A 5,210-nucleotide genomic window follows, 5' to 3' on the forward strand; every position below is an offset into this window, starting at 1 on the left:
GGCCACATCCACCACGCACACTCGAAGCCCTGCAGAAGGTGATCACCGAGCACGACAACAAGATCAAATCAGGCAGTAGTTGATTTACGGCTCCTCACCAGCGCGTCTCTCTCGCGAAACACCGGGCTGCCTTGCGGAGAATGTCCCGCTCCTCCTCCAGCTCGCGGATCATCTTCCTCGCGGCGGCCGGCTCCGCCTGACCCCCGTCACCGTCAGGCCGCGCCGCCGCCTCAGGTGTGGAGTGCGCACCGGACCGGCGTCCGTCACCGGCCCGGATCCAGTTCCGCAGCGTCTCCGTGTTCACTCCGAGGTCGGTGGCGACCGACTTGATCGTTGCTCCTGGACGGGACCGGTATACATCGCGACCGCGTCCGCCTTGAACTCGACGGGGTAATGCTTCTTCATCCCCCCAGGGACTCCGTTCTCCTGGACCATCGAGATCCAAGTGCCTCCGGTGTCCAAGTTCCGGGGTCAGGGCCCCACTTCGTGTCAACAGAACCCGGCGCACGCTCCCGGCCGCAGCACTGGGCAGGCTGGATCCTCGTTTACGTGAGGTCGAAGGGGGCCGGGTCGTGTCGCTCCCAGATCTGGCGAGAGGCCTCTTCTGGGTATGGCAAGGTCTTCGACTCGATATCAAGGACGCGAGTCAGCCGTCGCCCGGGTCGGTGGGCGGGCCATCCGGGGTCGCCGGTCGTGGCGAAGCGGACCCATGCACGCCGCAGTTCCCGGGATACCACCGAGATCTCCGGCGTTGGGCGGTCGCCGAAAAGGTGTCGGCCGGCGGGGCTGTCCGGCGTGCCGAACGCCAGGGGGACGTCGAGGCTGTGGCAGGCGCCCAGGACTCCGCCGGACGCCGGAGCCGTCAGTTGCAGCTCAAAGAGGAACGATGAGCCGCCAGCCGCTTGATTGGCCTCGGCCAGGTGCAGTGAGGGCATGCGGAAGAGGGCATCGGAGTACACAAGTTCGATCAATTCTTCAGGGGTGGCCTGCGGGTAGGCGGCACGATAGGCGTCGGCGCCGCCCGGTGCCGGGGCGAAGAGGCCGAGGGCTGTATGGGCCTCGTCCTCGGTGAAGGTGCCCAGCCGCCCCATCATGACGCTGAACAGCCGGAATTCATCACGGGTGTGGCCGACGAGGAGGTCGATTCCTCCTGCACGGCCGCCGGCCAGCGCCGTCCAGGGCGTTTCGGTGAGTACCGCGCCGTCGAGGACCGGGCACACGGCGACACCGATCTGCGAGAGCCGCCCCCAACTCTTGCGGTGGCCGGGAAGGTCGACACCAAGGGCGGTGAGCTCGCCGGCCAGGCGCAAGGAGTCGATGCCGGACAGTGCTTCGACGTCGGGTGCCGCATCGACCCGGCTCGCGAGCGCGGCGGCGACTTCTTCCGCCAGCGCACGGGTGCACAGCGTTCCCGGGACCGAGTGCACGATGGCCCTGTGGAACAGTCCGCGCGCCCGCTTCATCGTCAGCAGGGCCGCGATAGACCCTGCCCCGGCGGACTGCCCCGCTACCGTGACCTGGTCAGGGTCTCCGCCGAAAGCGGCGATGTTGCGCCGTACCCATTCCAAGGCCGCGATCTGGTCGAGAAACCCGCGATTGGCCGGGGCGCCCTCGACAAGAACGAAACCCTCGGCTGCCACCCGGTAGTTGATGGTCACCACAACCAGGCCCGCGTTGGTCAGAGCGGCAGGATCGTACATCGGATCGCTGGAGGCTCCCGCGATGTAGGCACCACCGTGGATCCACACCAGCACGGGCAGCCCGGCTGACCCCAGGGCCGGGGTGCTGACGTTGAGCGTGAGCCAGTCGTTCCCGACCGAGCTCTCGGCCGTCGGTCCCGCCTGCGGAACCACGGGTCCGAATTCGACCGCCTGCTTCGTCCCGTCCCACCCCTCGACCGGTGCCGGCGCCTGGAAGCGCAGGAGCCCGACCGGCGGCTGTGCATAGGGGATGCCACGAAAGACCGCACGGTTCTCCTGCCAGCGCCCTTCGACGAGGCCCTCCGCAGTCCGTGCTCCCGGTTGTTCGGACATGCCATGCCCTTCTTCCACGAACGGACTCCCCAGCTTTTACCGGTCAGTTGTAATATGTCAACTGTATGGAAACAGGGGAGGGCAACGATGCCCAAGCAGGTGGATCACCGTGAACGCCGCGAGACGATCGCCCGAGCACTGTGGCGCGTAGTGGAGCAACGCGGTATCGCGCACGCGAGCGTCCGCGAAGTGGCCCAGGAAGCAGGCATCTCCCACGGCGCGGTGCAGCACTACTTCACCTCCCGGGAAGAGATGTTGGTCTTCGCCATGGACTTCGCGTCCGAACAGACATCACTGCGCGTCGCCGAAGCCGTCGGAGAACTCGGCAGGCCACCACACCCCCGTGACATGCTCCGGGTGATGCTTGCGGAGATGCTCCCGCTGCATCCCGACGCACGCGCGACGAGTCGGATGAGCGCCGCCTACGTCCTGGAGTCACTGCACAACCCGAACATCCACACACGCGCTCGCGACGGATTGGCCCACGGCCGCGACCTCATCGAGCAGATCGTCCGCCAGGCAATCACCGACGGCCACATCAACCCTGACCGCGACCCGGCGACAGAGACCAACCTGCTCCTGGCACTCACCGGCCTGACCCCGCTCATCGAACTGAGCGTGATAGAGCCCCATGAGGCGCTGACCGCCGTCGACCAGCACCTCAACCGGCTGTTCATGACCAAGCCCTGACCGCGCCCCATCACCGGCGGTCGCGTTCCGGTACAGACGCCCCCTCAGATCGACGAAGCAGGAACGCCGCTCCCGGTTCGCTGGGCACTGCCGGTCGCAGGGGCGAGAGCCCGGCCAGGTCGTCAGCCCGCGTGACGCGTGCCCGTGAACGAACCCTGGATCTCAGGAGCATCTCAGGAAGCCAATCCGGGACGTCCTGGAGGAACTGACCGAAGCGAAGGCGGAGGGCATACAGCCCCCCGAGCCGGCCGCGGAGGAGGAGCGGCAGCCGGGCAAGGTCGTGGACCCGCTGGCCACGCTGAACGCGTCCGTGAAGGCGGCCAGGGAAGCGCGCGGCGAGCAGACCGACCGGGAGGCGACGGTGGAGAAGTTCCCCGACGGCCTCGCCGATCTGTCCAAGCTCGGCGCCGACCGACACGAGGGCGCCTTCGCCAAGGGCCTGTGGCCGACCGCCATAGGCAAGGACAAGGCCGCCCACGCCCTCCCGTGGGAGGTCAACCCGCTCGGTCTGTTCTACCGGCAGGACTACTTCGAGAAGGCCGGTGTCGACCCCACCGCCATCAGCAGCTGGGACGACCTGATCGCCGCCGGACGGAAGATCCTCGCCGCCACCGGCGCCCAACTGCTCGGGCTCGACAAGCCCGGCACCACCCCGGACATGGACTTCTTCCAGAACCTGATGCAGCTCCAAGGCGCCTTCTACTTCGACCGGGCAGGCAAGATCACGCTCGCCTCCCCGGAAGCCGTCCAGGCCCTCACCATCATCAAGCGGATGAACGACGACGGCCTGCTCGCCGACACCGCGGGCCAGGGCACCAGGAAACGCCTGCTCAGCCAGGGCAAGCTCGCCACCTCCCCGGACCCCGCCTGGGCCGTCGAGTACCTGGCCGCCAAATTCCCCGATCAGAAGGGGAAATGGCGCGCCATGCAGCCTCCCGCCGCCGTTCCCGGGGGCGGTCGCGGCGCCATCGTCAACTCCACCTACCTGGCCGTCGCCGCCTTCAGCAAGCGCCGCCGGGCCGCCTGGCGATTCATCGAGTACGCGCTCACCAAGCCCGCCGAGATCAACCGGATGTTCACCTCCGGCGGCGTCTTCCCCGCCCTCAGCGCGGCGTACACCGACTCGAGGTTCAGCGCGCCCCACCCGTTCTACGGCGGCCAGAAGGTACTGAAGACCTTCGTCGACATGCTCTCCTCCGGCTCCGAAGCCACCAACTTCACCGGCGACTACACCCGTGCTCTCAAGCTCGCCGGCGACGCCCAGAGCCAGGTGCTGGTCAAGGGCGCCGACCCGGCCCGCGCCCTCAAGGACGCCGCCGAACGGCTCGCACAGCAGACCGGCCGGCAGCAGGCGGCCTGACCACCATGTCCCTCGCCCCGCCCGAACGTGTTCCCGCCACTGTCACCCCGGCCGGCCGCGGCACCCCCGCGCGCACCGGCCGCGCCCGCCCGCGCCGACGCCGGCTGCTGACCCGCGGCTCCGTCCCGTACCTGCTGATCATGCCCGCCGTCCTGGGGTTCGCGATCTTCAAGGCGTACCCCATCGCTTCCTCGCTCTGGATCAGCCTCACCACCGGCGGCGGGGACGACAGGACCTTCGCCGGACTCGCCAACTACCGGCGCCTGCTGGAAGATCCGCTGTTCTGGACCGCGCTGAAGAACACCGCGCTGATCCTGGTCGTCCAGGTGCCGCTGATGCTCGGCCTGGCCCTGCTCGTCGCCCTCGCCCTCAACTCCACCAAGGTCTGGCTGCGCCCGCTCTGGCGACTCGGCGTCTTCGTCCCCTCGCTGACCGGCCTGGTCGCTGCGGGCGTGATGTTCTCCGTGATCCTCAACCGCGACGCCGGCCTGCTGAACTGGGTCCTCTCCCTGTTCGGCGTCGACCGGGTGAACTGGCTCGGCAGCCCCTTCTGGGCACGTGTGGGCGTCGTCCTCGTCATCACCTGGCACTACACCGGCTACAACGCGGTGATGTACCTCGCCGGCCTGCAGGGCATTCCCAAGGAGCTGTACGAGGCCGCGATGGTCGACGGCGCGGGACCGATCCGCCGCTTCGTCTCCATCACCCTTCCCCAACTGCGGCCGATCCCGCTCCTCACCGTGGTGCTCTCCACCATCGGCACCCTGCAGCTCTTCGACGAGCCATACGTCCTCACCGGCGGCGGCCCCGACAACGCCACCTTGACGGTCACCATGTACCTCTACAACAACGGCTTCAAATACTTCGACTTCGGCTACGCCTCGGCCATCGCCTACGCGCTCGCGCTGATCGTGTCCGTGCTCGGCATCCTGCAGGTCCGCCTGATGGGAGAGCGCCGGTGAAGCCCCGTGGCCCTCTGCTCACCCTGCTACTCGCGGGCGCCTTCGCGCTCTGCGTCGGCCCGTTCTACTGGCTAGTAGTGCTTGGTCAGGTTGGTATTGGGGTGGGTATGTCGCGGTGGCAGGTGGGGCAGGCGCCGGTCCAGACCGCGAGCAGGGTCTGCAGTT

The 5,210-nt window shown here is 68.0% G+C and carries 5 protein-coding genes; 3 read left to right on the top strand and 2 right to left on the bottom strand.

The genetic code is table 11. The features are described from left to right. Window positions 1-94: 94 nt before the first annotated feature. Both AB0E67_RS35970 and AB0E67_RS35975 read right to left on the bottom strand, forming a co-directional pair. A complete protein-coding gene (locus AB0E67_RS35970; RefSeq protein WP_362035006.1) occupies window positions 95-508 on the bottom strand; it encodes a transposase in 414 nt (137 codons plus the stop codon). A 37-nt stretch (window positions 509-545) separates the two neighbouring features. Further along, window positions 546-2,033: a carboxylesterase family protein gene (locus AB0E67_RS35975; protein WP_362035008.1), complete on the bottom strand. Its 1,488-nt coding sequence runs from the start codon at window positions 2,031-2,033 to the stop codon at window positions 546-548. A gap of 87 nt (window positions 2,034-2,120) precedes the next feature. On the opposite strand from AB0E67_RS35975, the gene AB0E67_RS35980 reads away from it, so the two are divergent. The 3 genes from AB0E67_RS35980 (at window position 2,121) to AB0E67_RS35990 (ending at window position 5,045) form a co-directional block, all read left to right on the top strand. Continuing rightward, window positions 2,121-2,723, top strand: coding sequence for a TetR/AcrR family transcriptional regulator (locus tag AB0E67_RS35980; protein ID WP_362035010.1), 603 nt, complete (start codon window positions 2,121-2,123; stop codon window positions 2,721-2,723). Between the two features lie 280 nt (window positions 2,724-3,003). Further along, complete coding sequence (locus AB0E67_RS35985; protein ID WP_362035012.1) at window positions 3,004-4,083, top strand: extracellular solute-binding protein; 1,080 nt, start codon at window positions 3,004-3,006, stop codon at window positions 4,081-4,083. Between the two features lie 5 nt (window positions 4,084-4,088). Then, window positions 4,089-5,045 carry a sugar ABC transporter permease gene (locus AB0E67_RS35990; protein WP_362035014.1) on the top strand — a complete coding sequence of 319 codons (957 nt, stop codon included), beginning with the start codon at window positions 4,089-4,091 and terminating at the stop codon, window positions 5,043-5,045. Window positions 5,046-5,210 lie beyond the last annotated feature (165 nt).

Origin of the sequence: Streptomyces sp. NPDC032161 (genome assembly GCF_040636995.1) — a bacterium.
Classification (GTDB): Bacteria; Actinomycetota; Actinomycetes; order Streptomycetales; family Streptomycetaceae; genus Streptomyces.

Excerpts from the sequence above, each read along its gene's own strand:
- AB0E67_RS35990 (WP_362035014.1), top strand. The coding sequence starts at position 4,089 with ATGTCCCTCGCCCCGCCCGAACGTGTTCCCGCCACTGTCACCCCGGCC.
- AB0E67_RS35980 (WP_362035010.1), top strand. The coding sequence starts at position 2,121 with ATGCCCAAGCAGGTGGATCACCGTGAACGCCGCGAGACGATCGCCCGA.
- AB0E67_RS35975 (WP_362035008.1), bottom strand. The coding sequence starts at position 2,033 with ATGTCCGAACAACCGGGAGCACGGACTGCGGAGGGCCTCGTCGAAGGG.